Origin of the sequence: Edaphobacter sp. (genome assembly GCF_035532915.1) — a bacterium.
Taxonomy (GTDB): Bacteria; Acidobacteriota; Terriglobia; order Terriglobales; family Acidobacteriaceae; genus Edaphobacter.
Genome location: NZ_DATKQC010000048.1, coordinates 1 through 19154, shown reverse-complemented (window position 1 = coordinate 19154; position 19154 = coordinate 1). Strand labels below are relative to the sequence as shown.

Genomic DNA, 19154 nt, shown 5'->3' with positions numbered 1-19154 from the left:
CTGACGGAGGAATTGTCATGACACCCGAACCTTTCGTATCCGCCCAGGAAGCCGCTAAGTTCGTCGGAATTAGCCGCCGCTTCCTCACGGAACTGGCTCGTCGCGGGATCGCGGGCGCCTACCCGATAGGGACTGGCGACTTGCGCAAAACCTGGGTCTTCCGCCTTTCGGAGCTGGCGGCGGCAATCGATCGCAAGAACGGCCTGGACCAACGCCGTCCGCCAGAAAGCGAGCGAGCGTATCATTCAATCATTAGGCGTTCCCTACTGAAATGAGACGTTATGGCATATCAGAGGGGATCACTCAGACTTGTGTCCCGAAAGGGCGGAGATGTGTGGATGCTCCGGTACAGGCTCAACACAGCGGACGGCAGCCGCAAAGAAAATACCTTGCCTATCGGTCTCCTCAGCGATTTCCCGACTGAGAAGACTGCATGGCGCGAGGTAGACAGACTAGGGCTGCTGGTTCGCATCAACAGTGAAGAATCTGGTACTCGCATTCGCTTCGACGCACTCGCGGAATACTACTTGAAGGCTGATTTTGGCGACGATGCAGCGCGCCCGAAGTCGGCCAACACCATCCCGATTGTGGAGCATTACGTCCGGGATTACCTCATTGCCCGCTGGGGCAATGAACTTGCGAGCGATATTCGGCCACTGGAGATTCAACGCTGGCTAAAGTCGCTTCATACCGGCAATGGACTTGCCTGGACGACGGTCTCGAAGATCCGCGGCATCATGCACCGGGTCTATAAGGTCGGCATCCTGCACGAGCGCGTCGACAAGAATCCGGTGGAGCATGTCGAGACGCGGTCGCAGTCCCTCTACAAAGCAGTCGTCATCACTCCGCAGCAAACCCTCGCCATTCTTAACAAGCTGACGAACCCGCTGCATTACACGCTGGTTTTGACCTGTGCAGCTACGGCGCTTCGCGCATCCGAGATCATCTCGTTGCGCTGGTCGGACATTCTGTGGAGCGACAGGCAAATCCGCATATCAAAGCGATGGGCCAAGGGGGAGGACGGCGAGACCAAGACGGCGGCTTCGAACGGCTATGTGCCGATGCATCCGGTACTGGCGCAATATCTGAAGGAATGGCGTGCGCAGAGTCCATACTCGAAGGTCGATGATTTTGTCTTTCCGTCGCTGCTCAAGGACGGCAAGGTGCCCATCTGGGCATCGACATTCGTGCAGGACCATCTGCGGCCGGCGGCAATCAGCGCTGGCGTCATACTCGCGAAGGGGCAGCGCTTCGGCCTTCACAACTTGCGGCACAGCTTAAGCACCTGGCTGGTGAACAAGGGGAAGGTCGATCCGAAGACGGTTCAAGGCATGTTGCGGCATAGCGATATCCGCACGACCATGAACCTCTACACGCAAGATGACCGCGACGAAAAGCAGGCAGCACAGGGCGCGTTTCTAAGCGCGGTAGGGCTTGGAAGTCGCACAGTGCAGTGAATTGTGGATCAGGTTGTGGATTGTCACTGTGGGTGCCATACAAGCTTAAGTCCTTTGCTTTGTATGGCGGGGACGACGGGGCTCGAACCCGCGACCTCTGCCGTGACAGGGCAGCGCTCTAACCAACTGAGCTACGTCCCCATGCTGTCTATTAGACAACGTGGATGTAATTTGGAGCGGAGTTACCTATAGAGGCACCTCACATCACCAACCCAACAACATAAATGAGTCTATCAGATGTGAGGAGGATTTTGGTGTCCCTTGTCCCCCTCACCCTACAAAATTATGACTTCTAACTCATGGAATGAAGATACGCGTAGTCGATCCGCGCAGACTCCATTTCCGGCTTTGTATAAGGCCCTTCCTGCTCGGCAAAAGCATGTTGAATGCCAGCCCGTCGTCCCTCTGCAAAAATCGGCTTGTAATCGATGAACCCAGCACCCAGCTCGCTGCCTTCGGGACGCTTGCCCACCTGCGGCATTGCCTTGAAATCCTTCACGTGAATCATGCGAAACCGACCAGGGTACTTCTTCATATACGCCACCGGGCTGGCCCCTCCCACCACCATCCAGCCGCAGTCGATCTCAAACTTCACCAATGCATGGTCAGTCTCGTTGAGCAGTACATCGTAGCCGTAACTTCCATCCGGCATCTTCTGGAATTCAAGATCGTGATTGTGATACGCATACTGAAGACCGGCAGCTTTTGCCTTCGTGCCGACATCATTCATCTTCGCTGCCAAACGTTTAAAGTCATCCAGCCCTAACTTCGGCCATCCATGAGAAGCTCCCGTTGTAGCAGGTCGCGGTCTGCTGGTCCACGCGGACAACGTGGAACTGGTGGCATAGGTCACACCCAACGCATGGGCATCATCGAAGACCTGACCGTAATCTGGACCGTTCAGTTGCAGATGAGCACTCGGACATGACAATCCCGCATCTTTAATAAACTGGCCAAACTCCTTGGCTGAGTATTTGCCAAAGCCTGCGGTCTCGACCTCGCGATAACCGATGTCGTGCAACTGCTTTAGCGTTCCCGGAGTGTCCGCCTCGATCACACCGCGAACGGTATAGAGCTGAATCCCCACAGGCAATCCCATCGGATCAGCCCATGCTTTAGCGGAGAATCCAAATGCCGTAGCTGCCAAGGCTGCCGCGCCAACACCGCCAGAGTTCCGCAGAAATTCTCTTCGTGTACTTCCCTTCATCTCTTTCGCTCCTTAAGGTGGATAACGCTGTGGGTAACGGCATACTTCAGATAAAAATATTGCAAAGCTCTAAATCGGAACATGTACAGTATCAACGCTCTCCGATGGAAGCGACTTTGAATCTTCCCCCTTATCGGAAAACGTAAATAGAAATAGAAGAAGAACAATGGCGGACGCGCCAGCCGAGAACAGCCAAATCGACTTCCAATCATAGGTGGCCGCGCCAACGGGGGCGGCAAGTGCATAGTGGCTGACCACGGCGCCAGAGAGCCACGAACCGACAAACATGCCCAAGCCATAAGTGATGAAGATAATAATGCCTTGCGCAGCCGCGCGAAGATTCAACGGCGCTTTGCGGTCGATGTAAATTTGACCGGTGACAAAGAAAAAGTCGTAGCAGATGCCATGTAGTAGTATGCCGCCCCACAACATCCACATGTGTGCATTGACGTTGCCATACGCAAACAAAAGATATCGGGCAACCCAGGCCAACATGCCGGCGATCAGCATATATTTCACGCCTAATCGACGAAAGAACCACGGGATCAGGAGCATGCAAACCAGCTCTGACATTTGGCCGCCGGTCATCTTGCCGGCAGCATTGCTTACTCCAGTCTGATTAAGAAAGAGGTTAGTAAATGCATAGTAAAACTGCAGCGGAATACAGATCAGAAAAGAAGCAATCACAAAAATCAACATCGACCGCTCGCAAAGCAGCTTCATCGCCTCACGAGGAAAGATGCTGTCCAGCGTGAACTTTTCTGTCCGTGCAAGCGGCGGTGTAGCAGGCAGCGTAAAGCTATAAAGACCCATCAGAAGCGAGGCCAGCGCAGCGAGCCGCATTGGCGTCGAAGTAGCCTCCAATCGCAGCGTGCCGATGAGCAGGCCCGCAACAATCCATCCGCCGCTGCCCAGAACACGGATCGCCCCAAACTCTTCTTTTGGATCGTCCATCTGCCGGAAGGCAAGAGAGTTTGCCAGCGAAAGCGTCGGCATAAAAGCCAGGCAATACAGCAGTATCAAAACATAGAAAGCAGTAAATGAAGTCTGGATCGAAGCAATGAACAATAAGACCGCTCCGGCAATATGGAGAAGCCCGAGCACCTTCTGGGTTGCGAAAAATCGATCGGCCACGATGCCAACGAAGAACGGGGCGAGGATAGCGCCGACCGCAGTAGTTCCTGCTGCCAGGCCGATCTGCTGTCCCGTGAAATGCAAAGGTCCAGCGAGCCAGGTGCCCAGGGTCACATACCATGCACCCCAGATAAAGTATTCAAGAAACATCATGGTGCTCAGGCGCACCCGAAGCTGCAATTTCATCCGACCCTCATTCTTCCGTCTCTGGCGCACCTACGTAGGCATCCCACTATTTCACGAGCGCACCAGTGGGGACAACCGCTTCCGAAGTCGAGGCTCGCTACGGCAGGGCAAACGCAACATAAGCTGCGCCCTGCGGTCCATTGGGATTTCGCGCGCCGCTTGCGGCAATCACCACATACTGCTTGCCGTCGATCATATAGGTAGCGGGTGTCGCGTTCCCGGCGTAAGGAAGCTCGGATTCCCAGAGAAGCTTTCCTGTCCGGCTATCGAACGCTCGAATCTTCCTGTCGTAGATCGTCGCACTGACGATCACGATGCCCCCGGCCGTAACGACAGGTCCACCATAATTCTCCGAGCCCGTTCCCTTCATTCCTTTCGCCGCAAGCTCGGGATACTCACCCAGTGGAATCTTCCAGAGATACTTCCCTGTATTCAGGTCAATAGCGTTGAGCGTTCCCCACGGAGGAACGATCGCCGGGTAGCCATCGGGATCGAGAAATTTGCGATAGCCCGTAAAGTGATAGCGGGCTTCAACCACAGGCGCTCCGGAGGTGCCCATCTCACTCTTTGACGATGTTACCGCGTTGGCCGTTCTGGCACTCGCCCCTGCAGACGCTCGCTGAGCACGATCACTCTGCGCCGTGTTCATAGCACCGGGTCCGGCCCTAAGGAAGGCAAGAATTGCATCCAGTCGTTCCCCGGTTACTCCCGGGAAAGAAGGCATTCGCTGTTTGCCATGGTGAATCAGGTCTGTAATCGAAGCGTCCGAAAGGCGCTTGTCAACATCGATCAAAGACGGAAACGCCGGTGGCGACCCCTTTCGATCTGCACCATGGCACATCGAGCATTGACTCTGATACAAATTGGCTCCCTCACCCCCGCCTGCTTCGTTCGCCGTCAATCCGCCCGTCCAGGCGACATCGTTTGCGTTGATATAGATCACACCGCTGCGTGGGTCGACCGCCGGCCCTCCCCACTCGGCTCCGCCATCGTAGCCGGGAAAGACCACCGTCTGTTTGTCGACGCTAAAGGGAATAAACTGTCCCTCGCTGCGAAACGTCTTGAACTGTTCCTCCGCCCACGCATGGGCCTCCGGCGTCCGCGTTGTCAGCATGTCCGCAGTCAGCAACTGGCGGGCATAAGGCAGCGGCATCTGCGGAACAGGCTGTGTTGGCGAGGTTGTCTCACCGGGAACATTCGATGCAGAAAACGCCTTCTCTTCGATAGGAAACAGCGGTTTGCCATTGGTGCGATCGAAGAGAAAGACAAAGCCCTGCTTCGTGGTCTGCGCTACGGCGTCAATCGCTTTGCCCTCTCGATGAACGGTGACGAGCGCCGGGGGCGAAGGAAAGTCGCGGTCCCATATATCGTGATGCACATCCTGAAAGTGCCAGATGCGCTTTCCGGTGTTGGCATCGAGCGCGAGCAGCGTATCTGCAAACAAATCGTCGCCCGCGCGATCGTCGCCGTAAAAATCAGTTACCGCAGAGCCAGTGGGCGCATACACGATGCCGCGCTTTTCATCGAGCGACATGCCCGCCCAATTGTTGGCTGCCCCGGTAATCTTCCACGCATCCTTCGGCCACGTCTCGTAGCCATATTCGCCCGGATGAGGAATGGTGTGAAATGTCCAACGAAGCGCGCCCGTATGGACATCGAACGCCCGGATGTCGCCATGCAGGGCCGGTTCCGCCTCCGGAGCGCGAAAGCCTACGATGATCATGTCCTTGAAGATCACGCCTGGAGTGGTAGGAGCGAGGTAGATGCCTGAGTAGTCGCCATCGGTCAGTCCCCGGCGAAGATCGATCTTGCCCTTATCTCCAAAGGTAAGGATGGGCCTCCCCGTCGCCGGATCGAGCGCATAGAGATTGGTGAGCGCGCCAGCAAACAGAATGCTGGCCTTACCATCCGTCCAGTAACTAAAGCCGCGAGTCGGCTGAGTGCCGGGCTTTCCCGGATCGAAGGTCCAGATCAACTCGCCCGTCGCGGCATCGAGCGCAATCACCTTCTGCGTCGGCGTGTACCCATATAGAACTCCGCCAATCACCAGGGGGTTCGTCTGCAGCCCGCCCTTTTCATGCGTATCGAACGTCCAGGCAACCTTCAACTGATGAACGTTCGAGCGGTTGATCTGCGTCAAGGGCGAATAGTGGTCCCCATTGACTCCGCCATTGTAGGCAGGCCAGTTCCGTGCTGAATGTTCAGCCCCACGAACTGCTGCTGCGACCACATTGGCGTGTTGTGGCTGCGTCTGCCAAAGGAGCATGCCCGACAACGTCAGCGCAACGACAGCGCCCCACCTCCCAATTTGCATTCACAATCCTTGTTGAGCCTGAGCGCTCTACGCCACCATAATCGCACTCGCGTGTCCATGCAACCAGACGGGGACTTTGCCAGATCACTGATGAGGCCACAACCACGCCGCTCCGCGAACCCCGCTGGAATCGCCGAACCTGGCTGGCACGATCGGTGTCGCGACCTCGCGACCGAATACGTAACGAGGCAATATCGTCGGCAAATTCCGGTAAAGCTGCTGCACCTTCGACAACCCTCCGCCAAATACAAGCACATCCGGATCGAGCAGATTAATGACGTGGGCCAATCCTCGCGCCAGACGGTCCTCAAATCGATCGACGGTAGCTTTTGCCTCCGGATCACCGGCCTCCGATGCCGTCACAATCTCCCGCGTCGTCAGTTCCCTGCCTGTCACCCTCTTGTGATCCTGGGCCACGCCAGTCCCAGAGATCCACGTCTCCAGGCACGCGTTTTTTCCACAGTAGCATGCAGGTCCCGGTAGTTCCTCAGGCAACATCCACGGCAGCGGATTGTGTCCCCACTCTCCGGCAATTCCGTTCGGCCCGTTGTGAACATGTCCATTGATCGCGAGCCCACCTCCACATCCTGTCCCCAGAATCACGCCAAAGACCAGGCGTTTTCCCGCCGCCGCTCCATCGGTGGCCTCTGAGATAGCAAGGCAGTTCGCATCGTTGGCCACGCGCACCTCGCGCTCCAATGCCGTGCACAAATCCCGATCCAACGGCTTGCCGTTCAGCCATGTCGAATTTGCGTTCTTCACCACTCCGCTTACGTGCGAAACACAACCGGGAATTCCCGCGCCCACCGTTCCTGTTCTGCCGGTGTCTCGCTCAATGCGCCGAACCAGCGCGGCCATGGACGCAATCGTCGCCTCATAATCTCCTTGCGGAGTATCAACCCGGTGCCTGACCAGCTCCCTTCCATCCTTGTCAATCGCAAGCGCTTCGATCTTGGTTCCACCAAGATCAATACCGATCCGCATCTCCGAATTTGTCATGCCGCTCTGATCCCCCACGCACGCTCTTTCGTGCCTGTCATTAAAATCTGCAACTTAACACTACCCTCTGAGCAAAACCTGCGCCACCGCAAAGAGGTATGTTTCCCTTTCGGCGATTTAGCTCATCAGGATGTTAAAGTGTTAGCGTTTCCGGAGACACGAACTGACGGCATCAAAGCCGTTGGGAGCATCCTATAGTTCTCAGCAGGACGAGAACCATCGAATCACCCTAAAGGTTTATCCATGAAACAACTCCTTCGAATTTTCCTCCTGCTCCTCACGACAACGACACTTCTCACCGGCAGCGCAAACGCTCAATTAAGCGCTACGGACTCCCCATCGCAAGCCAAAATACTGAGCTACATTCATAACAGTTGGGACAGCCTCTCCCGCTCCATGGCCGACTGCAAATCGCTGGTCGATCCGAAGGTGACGACAGCCCCCGTCCTCTACCTTCCCGCGGGCCTCGCAACGCCTGCCCCTGTCATCGCCGCGCAGAAACTCTGCAATATCGAAGTGCGCAGGCTGCCGCGAAAGATCACCCACATGGGCGATGTCAAAGTCAGCGAGATTCCCAAAGAAGGCCTCCTCTATCTTCCTAACCGCTACGTCGTTCCCGGCGGACGCTTCAACGAGATGTATGGATGGGACAGTTACTTCATCATCCTCGGCCTCGTGCATGACCACCGCTCCAACCTCGCTCGCGGCATGGTCGAAAACTTCTTCTACGAGATCGAAAACTACGGCGCTATCCTCAACGCCAACCGCACCTATTTCTTCACCCGCTCGCAGCCGCCATTCCTCACATCCATGGTCCGCGAGGTTTACGAGCACCCGGACGGCAAGCCGCTCTCAAAGGAGTGGCTTGCCCAAGCCTACGGCTACGCCCAGCGCGACTACGCGCTGTGGACTTCTCCCATCCATCGCGCAGGCGACACCGGCCTCGCCCGCTACAAAGACATCGGCGAAGGCCCCGTGCCCGAGATGGCCGACGACAGCGACTACTACCCCAACGTCATCCGCTGGCTGCTCGCGCATCCCGGCATCCACACTGGCTACCTCATCGAAGCACCCGAACACCCAACCGCAGCCGAAGCCATCATACTTGCAAAGACCAGCTGCGACATCACCGCGTCCAAAGTCTGCGCCCGCGCTTACTACAAAGGCCATCGCCTCACTCGCGCCTTCTACAGCGGCGACCGCGCCATGCGCGAGTCAGGCTTCGACACCAGCTTCCGCTTCGGCGCCTTCAGCGGCTCAACCGACGATTACGCTCCCGTCTGCCTCAATAGTCTCCTCTATAAATACGAGCGCGACATGGCCCACTTCGCCACCCTGCTTGGCCGCACCGCAGAGGCCGCCGAATGGGAACGCCTCGCCGCAACTCGACGCAATGCCATTAACAAATATCTCTGGAATCCCACCGCAGGCATGTTCTACGACTACGACTTCACCACCCATCAACGTTCGAGCTACAACTACATCTCGGCCTTCTATCCGCTATGGGCCGCACTCGCCAGCCCCCGGCAAGCCGCGGCGATGGACCATCATCTCTCGCTCTTCGAGCACACCGGCGGACTGGCCATGAGCGATAACGACTCCGGCGTCCAGTGGGATCTACCCTTCGGCTGGGCGCCCACAAACTGGCTCGTAGTCAAGGGTCTCGCCCAATACGGCTTCACCGTCGACGCCACACGCGCAGCGAATGAATTTTCGCAGACTGTCCTGCAAAACTTTCTCCGCGACGGCACATCCGCGAAAAGTACAATGTCGTCAGCGGCTCTGCTAATGTGAAAGTCTCCGCAGGCTACACGAGCAACGCCGTAGGCTTCGGCTGGACCAACGGCGTCTACCTGCAAATGAGCGACCTTATCTCCCACTCTAAAAACAAGGTCACAACAAGTCACTAAATCTTAGTTCCGGCTTACTGCACCTTACCCAACGGACGCAACCGGCGCAGCTCCCCAGCGCAGGCAATCGCATTCAGTGCCGCGAGCTTCAAATTATCCGCCGCTATCCAAAGCCAGAATCGCGACACGCCCTCGCTGCCGACGTCTTCGCTCACACGAACCATGATGTCTTCCTGTCCGGCTGCACTCAAATTGCTGGGCGGATCAGACTCTCCACTCACGACATCCACATGTTCGCCCGCCAGGGCAGCTTCTATCTGCTCCGTCGTTGCGGATTGCGCAACCTCCACCAGCACGGACATGGCATAGCCGTGAAATACCGGCGCCTGCACAAGCTGCAAAGCCAAGGGCGGTAGCGCTCCTGCTGAAAACTCTGCGTACTCATCGCGAATGCGCTTCTCCGCCACAGTCAGCTTCACCTTCGCAGCCTCACCCAGCGAAGGCAGCAGATTGAACGCCACCTGCGCGTCGTACTCCTCCTTCGGCAGCGTTTGAAACGAAAGCAGGTTCACCGTCTGTTGATGGAGTTCGTCCATCGCCAGTCGTCCATTCTCCGACGCTGGCTCCAGCACGGTCGCTGCAACACTCTTCAGCGGCAGCTTCGACCGCAACCGTGCCGCCACCAGCGCCAGCATCAAAGCCGCGGGATGTGCCGCGACGACTGCAGGCGTATTGAGGTCCAACTCCGCTCCGTTCGACGCAGCCTTCGCCGCCAACGCCTCCGCGACCCACGGGGCCCGCGTCCGAACGTCCTTCTCTCCCTCCAGCGCATAGGTCAGGTCGATAATGCTGGCACCGGCTCGTCGCGCATCCTGCCAATATTTCTTTGTCACCTCGGCGCTGCTCGCAAAGAAAACAAAGTCCATGCGATCGAACGAAGAAGCCTCCAGCCGCTGAATAAAAGAAGCCTCGTCGCCGGTCGCCGTAATCTTGCCAGCCGCCTCATCCTCATCGAGCAACACAAAATCCGACGCCCCAAGCACAGACTCGCCCAGTTCATCGCTCAGCTCTTTTCCCACCAGCGACGACGCCCCGACAATCCCTATCCGATAAATTCCATTCGCCATATCTGTTCTGCAATCTTCTTTCGCTAAATATCGAACTCAAGCCGCACATCCACTACTGTGCTTCAGCCGAGTGGTGCCGCCGCTCCCTGCTCCAGGAATATGCGAGCCGCGCCACCACCCCCGATACCAGGTAGCCTAGCGCAAGAATAATCAGCATCTGCTCCGAGTAAAGCCACAGCAGCGCGATCAGCACTCCAACCACCGCGACCATCTGGAAGGGATGGCGGTTCCCCAGGCTGATCTCCTTGCCACTCCAGAAACGCCAGTTGCTCACCATTAAAAATCCCGTGAATCCTATCAACCCGAGCCACAGAAACGCCATGGACGGACGATTGATCGGAGACCCGTTGAAGCAGTGGATCACCGAGCAAATCACTCCCGCACCCGCTGGAATCGGCATTCCCACAAAGTATTTGTGTCCCGGCCGACCGGGATTGCGGGGCTGCGGATTGACGCTGATATTGAATCTCGCCAGCCTGCATGCACCGCAGATCAGAAACACGAAGCAGACGAAGACCCCAAGGTGAAGAAGCTGCTCGCGCAGCCCCGGATGCGACATCAACGGCAGCATCCGAAATCCCCAGATATATGCCAGCAAACTTGGAGCCACGCCAAACGTCACAACATCGGCCAGCGAGTCGAGCTCCTTGCCAAAGTCGCTGGTCGTGTTCGTCATCCGCGCGATGCGGCCATCCAGCCCATCGAACAGGATGGCGAATCCGATGGCCAACGCTGCATGGTCAAAGTGCGCAGGGTCCCCCACAGTCCCCTGCACGCTCTGCGTAATCGCATAGAACCCCGCCGCGATGTTGCCCGACGTAAACAGCGACGGCAGCACATACATCCCACGGCTGGGCTGATGTCTCGGCCTTCTGCCCGCATCCATCTGCGCCCCCTCGGACGCCTCGCCTGCCATCACGCCACCGTTGCTGTCGAATTAGTTTGCGGAATCACAGCCAGCACCGAAGAACCGCCGCGTACCCGTACGCCCGTCTTCACTCTCAACTCAGCCTCTGCCGGCAACAGAACATCCACCCGCGATCCAAACTTAATCAGCCCAACCCGCTGCCCGCGCTCTACACGATCGCCGACCTTCACATTGCATACGATTCGTCGCGCCAGCAGTCCCGCAATCTGCTTGAAGCCCACGGCGTATCCGCCAGCGTCGATCATGACCAGCGTCTGCTCGTTATGCAGCACCGATTCAGGCTTCATCGCATTCATGAATTCGCCCTCCCGATACTCCACCACCGTAACCGTCCCGGCCACCGGTGCGCGGTTCACATGCACGTCGAAGACATTGAGAAAGATGCTGAGCCGCAACCGGCTTCCGCCTGTCGTCTCAATCCATTCCGCCGCCGTCACCAATCCATCTCCGGGCGATACAATCTGTCCCGGCTCCTGTGGAATCGCCCGGTTGGGGTCGCGAAAAAACCAAAGAAAAAACACTGCCAGCAGCACCGGAATCGCCACCAGCACAAGCGGCATCTTCAGATACCAGAGCACCGCTGCCACCACTCCGAGGCCTAACGCATAAAAGAAACCATCTCGAACCATAAGTGACTCGATTATAAGGCCACGCACACCTTCACTCAGCGCCCGTCCCCGAACGCACGCGATGCCCTCAAATCGCTCAGTGTTCTGAGACGCGAGCACCCGGACGTCTCAGCCGCTCCATCTCATCCTTCAAGCTTAGCTTCAACTTCTTCAGCCGTACCTCTTCCACCTTCTCGGCCTCAGTTAGAAACAGCTTCGCTCGCAGCGTCTCCAGCCTGCGCGCATACAAACTGTGTTCCTGCTCAAGCCTGTAAATGGATGGAATCGACGTGGACTCAGGTAGCTCCGTAAACTTGGCGGTCTGCATGAATAAATACCTCCAGCATCAGACGACGGCTCACCGATTGGCCTAAACGCTACCACAGCTTCTCGCGGAGATGCAAAGCAACTTATGCACTTTCGAATAAGTCCAGTCGCATCAGCACCGCATCGTCCGCGGGCCCGCTGTAATACGCTTGGCGCCGCCCCACCGGGGCAAACCCCAGTCCTCGATACAGTCCAATCGCCCCTCCACTCGCCGCCCGAACCTCCAAATCCACCGACGCCGCGCGCTCTCCCCGGCACCACGCAATCACAGCTTCGCAGAGCGCCCTCCCGATGCCACCGCGCCGCATCCGTAGATCCACCGCAACACTCTCCAACTCCGCTAAATCCCCGGCAAGCTTACCTACCGCAAACCCAATCACTGCCCCATCCGCCTCAGCCACAAACAAGCGCCGCCGAACATAACCTTCGCCGCAGCCAATTGCCGCAGCATACTCCGCATCACTCCAATGCGGAGCCTCCGCCGTAGCCCGTTGCAGCCCGATCACCGCAGCAACATCGCCCGCCACCCCGGCCCGCACCGAAAACTTGCTCATCGCAGCGCGCTCTTCGGCTTGGCGAAGATCTCTGCATCCGTCCGTCGCAGATAGTTCGCATCGAGTAACGCAGCGTCATCAAACCTCCCCGCCGCAGCCCGCTCCACGGCGAACGGCAGCACATCCTCCGCCCGTGGCTCCGCAACGACTCGCGGCTTCAACTCCACCAAAGCCTCGGCGACTTTGGCCTCGCAAACCACCACCGTACCCCCAGTCGCAGCGGCCAATACTTCCTCTCCTGTCAGCAGCGCCTCGCGCAGGCATTCGTGGCCCTCGTACTCCCCTAAATAAAACTCTCCCCGGCCAGCGTCCAGCACCGCATAAACCACCTCACCGGCAGCAGAGGCAGCCAGCAACGCCAGTTGCGAAACCGCAATCAACGGCACACCTCCCGCCTCGCTCAAACCCTTCGCCGCGCTCAACCCCACCCGCACCCCGGTAAACGAACCCGGCCCATGCGCCACCACCACAGCCGTCAGATCGCCCAGTCGAAAACCCGAAGCCTCCATCACTCGCCGCACCGCAGGCACCAGCCGCTCCGAAGCCGTTCGCCCCGGCAACACTTCCACCGCAATCACCGCACCGGCCAGCGAAGTATCCGCCAGCGCTACACTGCCCTCACTCCCGCACGTATCAATCAACAAAAAACGCATTACTCCCCTTCCCTCATCGTCGAACCAGCCGCATCGCCAACGATCTCCACCAGAACACCGCCCGTACTCGCCGGATGCACAAAGAAATATCGGTGCCCACCAGCGCCCACACGCACCTCATCGCTGGCCAGCCTCACGCCCTGCGACCGCAATCGCTCAAACATCGCATCCACGCCATCTACCCTTATCGCGACATGGTGCAATCCCTCACCCCGCTTCGCGATAAAGCGCCCAATCACCGAGTCCTCTTCCGTCGCCTCCAGCAGCTCAATCCGGCTCTCTCCCAGCGGCAGCATCGCCGTCCTCACCTTCTCATGCTCCACCGTCTCCACATGACTCACAGCCAGCCCCAGCGCCTCATAAAAACTTCGCGCGGCATCCATACTCTTCACGGCCACGCCAAGATGATCCAGACAAAGCCCCTCCACCCTCGACTTAAACCGCGGCTTCTTTCCCCGCTTCTCCGCAGCGCACCGCCGCACCGCCCCCATCAACTCATCTACTCCCGCGCCAGTCGTCGCCACCGTCCGCACCACCGGCTCGTGGGCATCCACCGCCAGCCCCTGCATCGCCAGAATCTCCGCCTCCACGCGCTCCGCCCCGTCACAATCGCTCTTGTTCACCACAAAGACGTCCGCAACCTCCATCACCCCGGCCTTCAAACTCTGCACCTCGTCGCCCATCCCCGGAACCAGCACCAGCACGGTCACATCCGCCAGCCTCGCCACCTCGACCTCATCCTGCCCCACCCCCATGGTCTCAATCAGAATCACCTGCCGCCCCGCCGCGGCCATCACCACGCAAACATCATCGACCGCCGCCGCCACCCCACCCTTCGCCCCCCGCGAAGCCATGCTGCGGATATACACTCCCGCATCTCCACTCAACTCCTGCATCCGTATGCGATCGCCCAGCAGCGCACCCCCCGTATAAGGACTCGTCGGGTCTACAGCCACCACGCCCACGGTCTGCCCTTCCTGCCTGAGCCACTTCGCCATCTGGTCGACCAGCGTGCTCTTCCCCGCCCCCGGCGGCCCGGTAATCCCCACCCGCAGAGCATCGTCGGCATATCCACGGCAAGCTCTGACCAACTCCCTCCCCAGCGCCGCCCCATCCTCCACCAGCGACACCGCCCGCGCCAGCGCCCGTACCTCGCCAGCGCGCAGCCGCTCCACCATCGCTTCGATATCGCCTAATTCACTCACATCAGCGATGATACCGCCCGTCTTACCTCCCCCTGATGCCCTTTTAAATCGGTGCCATCGGCGCGGATCGGTGTTAAGCTTTGCCTGTTTTGCCCATCCGGAGTTCAGCCTCCGTGAAAATGAAAATTCTCGGCCTTTGACTTTTTCACCTACGCCACCACTTTTTCACATACAATTCTCCCGTCATCATTCCACTGCGAGGAACCTACTATGAACCTTAACCGCCGCACCTTTACTGCCGGGCTCTCCACCCTTCTGATCGCCCCCGCCGCACTCGCTCAGATCGAAGGCGAACACATCGCCACCAAGCCCGAGCATCCGGTCAAAGCTATTCAGGACACCGAGACCCGCGCCCAGCGCAACGAGCGCATGGCCTGGTGGCGTGCTGCGCGCTTCGGCATGTTCATCCACTGGGGCCTCTACTCCATACCCGCCGGAACCTGGGACGGCAAGCGTATCCCTAGCGTCGGCGAGTGGATCATGAACACCGCATCCATCCCGGTCGCCGACTACAAGGCGCTCGCGCCCCAGTTCAACCCCACCGGGTTCAGTGCCGAAACCATCGTCTCCCTCGCCAAAGCCGCGGGGCAGAAGTACATCGTCATCACCGCCAAGCACCACGACGGCTTCGCCATGTTCGACTCCAAGGCCAACGACTTCAACATCGTCGCCGCTACGCCCTTCAAGCGCGATCCGCTCCGCGAACTTGCCGAAGAGTGCAAGAAGCAGGGCGTCAAACTCGGCTTCTACTACTCCCAGGACCAGGACTGGACCGCCCCCGGCGGAGCCGCCTACAAGACCGGCGACCACCAGCCTCCCACCTTCCACTGGGACCCCGCCCAGAACGGCGACTTCGCCACCTACCTCCACACCAAGGCCATCCCGCAGATGAAGGAGCTGCTCACCAACTACGGTGACTTCCCCGTCGTCATCTGGTTCGACACCCCCACCAAGGACATGACACCCGAACTCGCCGGAGAGATCGTCGAGCTGCTCAACCAGCATCCCAACCTCATCTGGAACAACCGTCTCGGCGGCGGCTACAAGGGCGACACCGAAACTCCCGAGCAGTACATCCCCGCCACCGGCTATCCCGGCGAGGACTGGGAGTCGTGCATGACCATGAACGACACCTGGGGCTACAAGTCCTACGACGACAACTTCAAGTCGACCGAGACTCTGCTCCGCAATCTCATCGACATCGCCAGCAAAGGCGGCAACTACCTGCTCAACATCGGCCCCGACTCCCACGGCGTCGTCCCCGCCGCCGAGGTCGAGCGTCTGCAGCAGGTCGGCAAATGGATCGACGTCAATGGCGAGGCCATCTACGGAACCCAACCCACTCTCTTCGGTTCCGAAGCCGGATCATTCAGCGCCACCGAAAAGGACCATGAGGGCAAGCCCAAGTTCATCGCCGCATGGGACTGGCGCTCCACCACGACCCCGAACAAGATTTACATCTCCATCTTCAATTGGCCAGCTAACAATACCTTCCACCTCGACAAGCTGCCCCGCAAGGTAAAGAGCGCGTACCTGCTGGCCGACAAGAAGCACCTCAAACTCACTCACACCGGCAACAGCCTGGACATCCATCTCCCCGAAAAGGCGCTGGACCCCATCGCCACCGTCGTCGTCCTCAACACCTAAACCAACGGACTCTTCTTTACTTGGAGCCGCATGGCATGATCGTGCGGCCCAGCAGAGAGTTGATATAGGGCTAAATAGTTGAACCCTTCAACTATTTAGCTCTAAGGAACTTCTAATTAAGTCCGGTTTTGTTAAGGGCACGCCTTCAGCCGTGCCGCAAGTGGTTTGTCTGCAATGCGGCTTTAGCCGCTGAGGGAATGCTCGGAGACTTAATCAGACCTTCCCTCAATCAATTTCGTTATGTGTCTGCCACAATCCATCATCTCCCGGCAGCTTCCCCACCCCAAAAAGCATCCACCGTCTTCAGCCACTCCTGCGCCATCAACCCATGCCCGGCATAGGTCGGATGAACCCCATCCCAACTCCAATGGTCAGCCGGAGCCTTCGCGCACGCCACATCCAGCGCCTCCTGATAGCGAACGATAGGCAAGTGGTATTTGGCGGCCAAACGAAGAGCGACAGCCTGCCGCTTCTTTACCTCGACCATCTCCGCCGCATAGTCGTCCTTATGCTTGCCCACCGGAAGCAGAAACGGCTCCCCAAGCACGATCTTGGTGCCCGGCAGCGCCGCAATCGTATCGGCCAGCAGCTTGTCGTAGACAGCCTCGTACTGCTCAACCGTCTCGGCCTTCGCTCCGGTTGCCAGCGTGTCGTTGATGCCCACCAGAATGCTCAGCAGATCCGGCTTCAACGCAATGGTGTCCTGCTGCCAGCGCACCGCCAGATCGATCACCCGGTCCCCGCTGACGCCGCGATTAACGAAGACGAGACTGCGCTCCGGATACTCCGATCCAATCTCAGCCGCCAGAATATAGGCATAGTCCTGCCCCATGATGTGGTTGTAGTCGCTCCCCGTACGCTGCCGCCCACCATCGGTGATGGAGTCGCCCTGAAATACCAGCGTATCTCCCTTATGCAGAAAACCAAGCGGCTCCTGCGCCACGGCAAGCGAGGAGAAGTAAAGAAACACGGCGGCAAGCTTAAAAATTCGAGTCACGATCAACAAGTCCTCTCAAGGGTTCGCCCTTCTTCCGGAATACCTACTTCACCTTAGTCGGGTCCCATCCATCCGCTCCAGCCAGAAAAGCCTTCGTCTCATATTTCCGCGCCTCCGCCTTCGTCAGTTGCTTCGACCACCTCTCCCGCGCCGCAGCATTCGCCCCCGGCCCGCTCGAGTTGAACTCCGCATAGGTCGTCATTGGCAGCCGTGGTGCCGGCGCGCTCTTCCAGTCCGACCATCCCTCCGGCGCGATATGCGCCCCCATCTTCGTATTTAAGTAAATCACCGTCGAATAGTCGCGCCACGGTCTTCCCAGATAGATATTCTTCACTCCCGGATCAGCCGTCAGCGTGCAGTGATCGAAGACGTAGCCCGAATCCTGCTCCGGCTTGCTTCTACTCTGCGCCGTCAGATATCCCCCCGCAATGTGAGGAATGCTGTGGATCTCGCAGTGGTCGAAGACCGCCTTGGCGTCGCCAAAGATAAAGTCCACATGGCCCTCGATGTAGCAGTCCGAAAAATATTGCCGCTTCACCGCACACGGCGATCGCCCATCCATGCACTTCTCGCTCGCCGCATACAGCGTATCCTGCGCTCCCAGCAGCCTCACATGGCGAAACACCGCGCGGTCACCGCGCACCGACAGCGCCACCGCCTGCGACGGAACATCACTGGTCTTGCTGTAGTCGTTCGCAATCGTCATCATGCCCGCGAAAAAATCGTCGCCGGTAACAAACAAAGTCGCCGAGCACGAAGTCCCGCAAGTCGATGTAGCGCTGTTCCCATAGACCAAAATGACCTTCGATGGATCCTTAGTCGCCCCGCGAAACTGAATCTTCGGCTTGTCGACGTGGACCACCTCGCGATACGTCCCCGGCTCAATGCGAATCACCGCGCCCGTCTGCGGGGCCGCATTCACCGCCGCCTGAATCGAGGTGAACTCCGCGCCCGATGGTCCTACCGTAATCGTCTTCAGGCCCCGAGCCCACGCCGTCCCGCAAATTAAAGCCGCAATCACAACAAAACCGCCACCGCGCAGCCACTGCCTCATCGCATCCTCCGCAAAAATCCACGCCAGTCATCGCTGTTTATAAAACGATTACCGCAGTTGAAAACTTTATCGCCTTGACAGACGTAACCCAACAACAGCTATCCTCAACCTCGATACCTCTGAGCCAGATTTCCGCGAGCCAACCGGCTGTAACGAAAGTGGTCAGACCAACATTGTCGCCGGAGCTTCACTGAATGTCCATGAAATCTGCCAGCCTGTCCGACTCGGGCTTCACTACGTCCGCACCGCCCCAGTCCAACGTCCGCTGGTTTGTCTGCTTCCTGCTCTTCCTCGCCACGACCATCAATTACATGGACCGCTCGGCTCTCGCTCTGGTCGAACCGCTGCTCCACCTCCCTTTCATGGGCTGGGTCCCCGGCCTCGCTCCCCAGTTTCAAACCATCTACCACCTCAACTACGCCCATATCGTTGAGTGCTTCATGGTTGCCTACGGCGTTGGCTTCCTCATCGCCGGCCGCGTCATCGACAAACTCGGCACCAAGACCGGCTACGCCATCGCCATCCTCATCTGGGGCTGCGCCTCCATCAGCCACTCCATCGTGACCACGGTCGTTGGCTTCTGCGTCGCCCGCATCTTTCTGGGCCTCGGCGAATCCGGCAACTTCCCCGCGGCCATCAAGGCCACCACCGAGTGGTTTCCCTCCGAAGAGCGGGCGCTGGCCACCGGCCTCTTCAACTCCGGCTCCAATGCGGCGTTCTTTGTCGCGCCCATCCTTATTGCCGCCGTCACTTCTAAATGGGGATGGCACGCCGCCTTCATCACCACCGGCTCCATGGGCCTGATCTGGTGCGTCATCTGGATCATCTTTCCCTATAACAAGCTCCGCCGCGGCTCCACCCAGACCCAGGTCGACCTGGCCCCGGTTACCGAGGGCCAGCCCATCTA

The 19154-nt window shown here is 58.5% G+C and carries 17 protein-coding genes, 1 tRNA gene and 1 pseudogene; 5 read left to right on the top strand and 14 right to left on the bottom strand.

Features of this window, described 5'->3' with window-relative positions:
* Both VMU57_RS02505 and VMU57_RS02500 read left to right on the top strand, forming a co-directional pair.
* The coding region (locus tag VMU57_RS02505) for a helix-turn-helix domain-containing protein (RefSeq protein ID WP_325380452.1) at positions 1-275 on the top strand (275 nt) is incomplete at its 5' end.
* 63 nt (positions 276-338) lie between these two features.
* The gene (locus VMU57_RS02500) at positions 339-1457 is read left to right on the top strand and encodes a site-specific integrase (protein WP_325380450.1); all 1119 of its coding nucleotides are present in this window, start codon (positions 339-341) and stop codon (positions 1455-1457) included.
* A 64-nt stretch (positions 1458-1521) separates the two neighbouring features.
* Here the strand turns inward: VMU57_RS02500 and VMU57_RS02495 are convergent.
* The 5 genes from VMU57_RS02495 to mak form a co-directional block, all read right to left on the bottom strand.
* Positions 1522-1598, bottom strand: a tRNA-Asp gene (locus VMU57_RS02495).
* 151 nt (positions 1599-1749) lie between these two features.
* The gene (locus VMU57_RS02490) at positions 1750-2664 is read right to left on the bottom strand and encodes a sugar phosphate isomerase/epimerase (RefSeq protein ID WP_325380448.1); all 915 of its coding nucleotides are present in this window, start codon (positions 2662-2664) and stop codon (positions 1750-1752) included.
* A 69-nt stretch (positions 2665-2733) separates the two neighbouring features.
* Entirely contained in the window at positions 2734-3984 is a 1251-nt protein-coding gene (locus VMU57_RS02485; protein ID WP_325380446.1) for a nucleoside permease, read from the bottom strand.
* Between the two features lie 97 nt (positions 3985-4081).
* Positions 4082-6298, bottom strand: a complete 2217-nt coding sequence (locus VMU57_RS02480) for a PQQ-binding-like beta-propeller repeat protein (protein ID WP_325380444.1) — start codon at positions 6296-6298, stop codon at positions 4082-4084.
* Between the two features lie 84 nt (positions 6299-6382).
* Positions 6383-7297: a fructokinase gene (gene mak / locus VMU57_RS02475; protein WP_325380442.1), complete on the bottom strand. Its 915-nt coding sequence runs from the start codon at positions 7295-7297 to the stop codon at positions 6383-6385.
* 243 nt (positions 7298-7540) lie between these two features.
* Between mak and VMU57_RS02470 the strand changes: the two are divergent.
* Positions 7541-9207 (top strand): annotated as a pseudogene (locus VMU57_RS02470) (trehalase family glycosidase).
* Positions 9208-9221: 14 nt separating this feature from the next.
* Here VMU57_RS02470 and VMU57_RS02460 read toward each other — a convergent pair.
* From VMU57_RS02460 to meaB, 7 genes are all read right to left on the bottom strand, one after another.
* Positions 9222-10274, bottom strand: coding sequence for an Asd/ArgC dimerization domain-containing protein (locus tag VMU57_RS02460; protein ID WP_325380436.1), 1053 nt, complete (start codon positions 10272-10274; stop codon positions 9222-9224).
* Positions 10275-10326: 52 nt separating this feature from the next.
* A complete protein-coding gene (pssA, locus tag VMU57_RS02455; RefSeq protein ID WP_414648596.1) occupies positions 10327-11190 on the bottom strand; it encodes a CDP-diacylglycerol--serine O-phosphatidyltransferase in 864 nt (287 codons plus the stop codon).
* Positions 11190-11831 (bottom strand): phosphatidylserine decarboxylase, encoded by a 642-nt coding sequence (locus tag VMU57_RS02450; RefSeq protein ID WP_325380434.1) that lies wholly within the window; start codon positions 11829-11831, stop codon positions 11190-11192. Before VMU57_RS02450 ends, pssA begins: the two co-directional genes overlap by 1 nt.
* 76 nt (positions 11832-11907) lie before the next feature.
* Positions 11908-12138, bottom strand: coding sequence for a hypothetical protein (locus VMU57_RS02445; protein WP_325380432.1), 231 nt, complete (start codon positions 12136-12138; stop codon positions 11908-11910).
* Between the two features lie 82 nt (positions 12139-12220).
* The gene (locus tag VMU57_RS02440) at positions 12221-12691 is read right to left on the bottom strand and encodes a GNAT family N-acetyltransferase (RefSeq protein WP_325380430.1); all 471 of its coding nucleotides are present in this window, start codon (positions 12689-12691) and stop codon (positions 12221-12223) included.
* Entirely contained in the window at positions 12688-13344 is a 657-nt protein-coding gene (gene tsaB, locus VMU57_RS02435) for a tRNA (adenosine(37)-N6)-threonylcarbamoyltransferase complex dimerization subunit type 1 TsaB (RefSeq protein ID WP_325380428.1), read from the bottom strand. Before tsaB ends, VMU57_RS02440 begins: the two co-directional genes overlap by 4 nt.
* Positions 13344-14549, bottom strand: coding sequence for a methylmalonyl Co-A mutase-associated GTPase MeaB (meaB, locus tag VMU57_RS02430; RefSeq protein WP_325380426.1), 1206 nt, complete (start codon positions 14547-14549; stop codon positions 13344-13346). Before meaB ends, tsaB begins: the two co-directional genes overlap by 1 nt.
* 210 nt (positions 14550-14759) lie before the next feature.
* On the opposite strand from meaB, the gene VMU57_RS02425 reads away from it, so the two are divergent.
* On the top strand, positions 14760-16196 hold the full coding sequence (locus VMU57_RS02425) for an alpha-L-fucosidase (protein WP_325380424.1): 1437 nt from the start codon (positions 14760-14762) through the stop codon (positions 16194-16196).
* A gap of 259 nt (positions 16197-16455) precedes the next feature.
* Here the strand turns inward: VMU57_RS02425 and VMU57_RS02420 are convergent, their stop codons facing one another.
* Together VMU57_RS02420 and VMU57_RS02415 are read right to left on the bottom strand one after the other, a co-directional pair.
* On the bottom strand, positions 16456-17193 hold the full coding sequence (locus VMU57_RS02420; protein WP_325380422.1) for an SGNH/GDSL hydrolase family protein: 738 nt from the start codon (positions 17191-17193) through the stop codon (positions 16456-16458).
* Between the two features lie 43 nt (positions 17194-17236).
* A complete protein-coding gene (locus VMU57_RS02415; protein ID WP_325380420.1) occupies positions 17237-18247 on the bottom strand; it encodes a pectinesterase family protein in 1011 nt (336 codons plus the stop codon).
* Between the two features lie 194 nt (positions 18248-18441).
* Here VMU57_RS02415 and VMU57_RS02410 point away from each other — a divergent pair.
* The coding region (locus VMU57_RS02410) for an MFS transporter (protein WP_325380418.1) at positions 18442-19154 on the top strand (713 nt) is incomplete at its 3' end.

Coding starts and splice junctions, on each gene's coding strand:
- VMU57_RS02500 (WP_325380450.1), top strand. CDS start 339: ATGCTCCGGTACAGGCTCAACACAGCGGACGGCAGCCGCAAAGAAAAT.
- VMU57_RS02490 (WP_325380448.1), bottom strand. CDS start 2,664: ATGAAGGGAAGTACACGAAGAGAATTTCTGCGGAACTCTGGCGGTGTT.
- VMU57_RS02485 (WP_325380446.1), bottom strand. CDS start 3,984: ATGAAATTGCAGCTTCGGGTGCGCCTGAGCACCATGATGTTTCTTGAA.
- VMU57_RS02480 (WP_325380444.1), bottom strand. CDS start 6,298: ATGCAAATTGGGAGGTGGGGCGCTGTCGTTGCGCTGACGTTGTCGGGC.
- mak (WP_325380442.1), bottom strand. CDS start 7,297: ATGACAAATTCGGAGATGCGGATCGGTATTGATCTTGGTGGAACCAAG.
- VMU57_RS02460 (WP_325380436.1), bottom strand. CDS start 10,274: ATGGCGAATGGAATTTATCGGATAGGGATTGTCGGGGCGTCGTCGCTG.
- pssA (WP_414648596.1), bottom strand. CDS start 11,190: ATGGCAGGCGAGGCGTCCGAGGGGGCGCAGATGGATGCGGGCAGAAGG.
- VMU57_RS02450 (WP_325380434.1), bottom strand. CDS start 11,831: ATGGTTCGAGATGGTTTCTTTTATGCGTTAGGCCTCGGAGTGGTGGCA.
- VMU57_RS02445 (WP_325380432.1), bottom strand. CDS start 12,138: ATGCAGACCGCCAAGTTTACGGAGCTACCTGAGTCCACGTCGATTCCA.
- VMU57_RS02440 (WP_325380430.1), bottom strand. CDS start 12,691: ATGAGCAAGTTTTCGGTGCGGGCCGGGGTGGCGGGCGATGTTGCTGCG.
- tsaB (WP_325380428.1), bottom strand. CDS start 13,344: ATGCGTTTTTTGTTGATTGATACGTGCGGGAGTGAGGGCAGTGTAGCG.
- VMU57_RS02425 (WP_325380424.1), top strand. CDS start 14,760: ATGAACCTTAACCGCCGCACCTTTACTGCCGGGCTCTCCACCCTTCTG.
- VMU57_RS02415 (WP_325380420.1), bottom strand. CDS start 18,247: ATGAGGCAGTGGCTGCGCGGTGGCGGTTTTGTTGTGATTGCGGCTTTA.